The sequence below is a fragment of the Moorena sp. SIO2C4 genome, assembly GCF_010672485.1.
GTDB classification, from domain to species: domain Bacteria; phylum Cyanobacteriota; class Cyanobacteriia; order Cyanobacteriales; family Coleofasciculaceae; genus Moorena; species Moorena producens.
On sequence record NZ_JAAHGN010001147.1, the window covers coordinates 1 to 2288 of the forward strand.

Genomic DNA, 2288 nt, shown 5'->3' on the forward strand with positions numbered 1-2288 from the left:
TTAGCTATGTGAAGCGCTAACCACCGAAACCAACCTGCTTGACCTAAACTTAGGGCAAGAATAATTAGAGAAATAAGGGTGAAAGTGGCGTTTCCCACTCTCGCCCAGACTATGGGAATATTCTGGTCTCCAGCATAGCTCAGCCATCAGCTATCAGCCATCAGCTATCAGCCAATGCGCTACGCGCACGCTTCGCGAACAGCCATCAGCTATCAGTTATCAGCCATCAGCTAATAGCTATCAGTTTTTGAATAAAACAGGTAACCATTTGTTGTAAGCATTCAGCTATCAGCTAATGCGCTACGCGCACGCTACTTGAGGTGCTATCAGCTTTGGAATAAAACAAGTAAGCATTGGAATAATGCTGAGTTACCTCACAGCGTCGTTCGCACAGCGTGGCCATTCGCGCACGCGTGGCCGTTCGCGTAGCGTGGCCAAAAGGCCAAAAGGCCAAGGCCAAAGCCTGTGCCACAAGGCTGACGGCTGAACGCTGACCGCTGATAGCTAAAATCTAATTTAGAATTACGGATAAAATCAGGATTTTTTTTGACTAAGGAAAATTTTGACCTTATCTTTTGACCAAGCTTGAGGATAAATTCTATTTTGGTAAGTTATTTCCTCAGCTTGGTTAGTTTGATCAGGTTCAGGTTTAGTTGAAAAAATTCCACAAGGAATAAATTTGCTATTGGTGGAAAGTTCAGACTTGCTGGCTGATGTATTCTTAACGTTTATATGTTCAATCCTCACTGGTGAATCAGTCTGTTCTTGTAACAGTATCCATAATGGGTATTCCCAGTCATTGTCACCTAAATACAGTCCAATATCTGTACATTTACTACTTTTCAAAACATCAATAGCACCGAGGTAACCTGATTGGATTCGAGACCTACTGTTAAAATATTGCTCAGTACGGCTAGTGTTGAAAATACTGTTAGCGCCCAGAAGAGGTCGTTCTCTGCCAGATAATGCCCATGGTAATGATGTGATAATCAAAAGCACTGCTATAACATTGGCAACTTGACGTAACTTAATTTGGGACAATACTATTCCGACTACTGCAGAAAAAAGTAAGAAAATTGGTAAATGAAGCCGACTGTTCCACCATTGCCATTTCAACAGGAAACAAAATAGTATAAATATGCTAATAATCACAGCAATATAACTGAGTATATAGCGTTGCTTTCGACCCTGTCGTTGGATGAAACAAGCGATGATGGAGAAAACGATTAAAACTAGATGAAGGGTGTTGCTAGTGTTGTTTTCCGTAGCATTAATTCCCAGAGTTGATAATCCACCAGGAATCCCAAACTTTCCGGTATAGGTCGTGCGGGGGTCACTGATATCTACACTTAAAACAAGATGGAATAAACTAATTATCTTATGGGATATAGGATTAATTATCTTACTATTTGTTCCCATATGAAGACCAATATTTCTCAAAATATTGGAGACTAAGACTGAGGTTGTAAAAATTTCATTAGTATATCGTAGTTCTTCTGAAGCCGTGGCAATTGGAGTGCCATACAAATCGAAGTTACGGATATAGTGACCGAGATTAATTAAAATAACAATAACCCCTACCGTTAAAATTGGTTTCCACCATCGCCAACGTAGGCGCTTAATCATCATCAGTGAAAACCAGATAAATAAGGGAAATGCATAAATATAGGCTGTTGCTTTCGTAACAATAGCCATCCCCATGGTAGCACCAACCCCTAATATATTAATCCAGCTAACTCTGGATTTGAGAGTCAAAATAATAAAGTAAGCCAAACAAATCACCCAGAACGAAACCACATAATCATTCTGGGTACTTGACCCTTGTAGGATTCCCATCGGAATAGTAGCAGCGACTACAGCAGCAAAAACCTGTCCTCGTATCGCCGCTCCCAATTCTTTAGCAATCAGAGATACCCCAATCACGCTACCAATCATACTGAACCATTGGACAAGATTAGCTAAGCGATCGCTCCTACTCAAGAGTTGAAAATGCATGATCGTAAATTCAGCCCAAGGGTTTTGGTAAAGCTGTCTGGGAATATGGGTAGGATAATGAGCAACACTGTGATGCTGCATCCAATGAAGGACACGACTCATGTGGTAAGTCATGGAATCCCAGGTATTGGGAGGCGCAACGATAGCAGTTAAGCCTACGGTAGCGACCAGAAATCCTATACCTCCAAGTAATACCAGTAAAAAACCAGAGATTTGGGCATTCCCATTGTTTGGATTTTGCCCATTCGTGGAGGGTGAGCTTTGCCCAATCCCATTTTGCCCAATCCCATGTT

2 protein-coding genes are annotated in these 2288 nt (G+C 41.4%); both read right to left on the reverse strand.

The window, feature by feature from the left end:
* Positions 1–292: 292 nt before the first annotated feature.
* Complete coding sequence (locus tag F6K20_RS34810; protein WP_287265936.1) at positions 293–472, reverse strand: hypothetical protein; 180 nt, start codon at positions 470–472, stop codon at positions 293–295.
* A 62-nt stretch (positions 473–534) separates the two neighbouring features.
* A partial coding sequence (locus F6K20_RS34815) for an ArnT family glycosyltransferase (RefSeq protein ID WP_287297850.1) occupies positions 535–2288 on the reverse strand: 1754 nt, incomplete at its 5' end.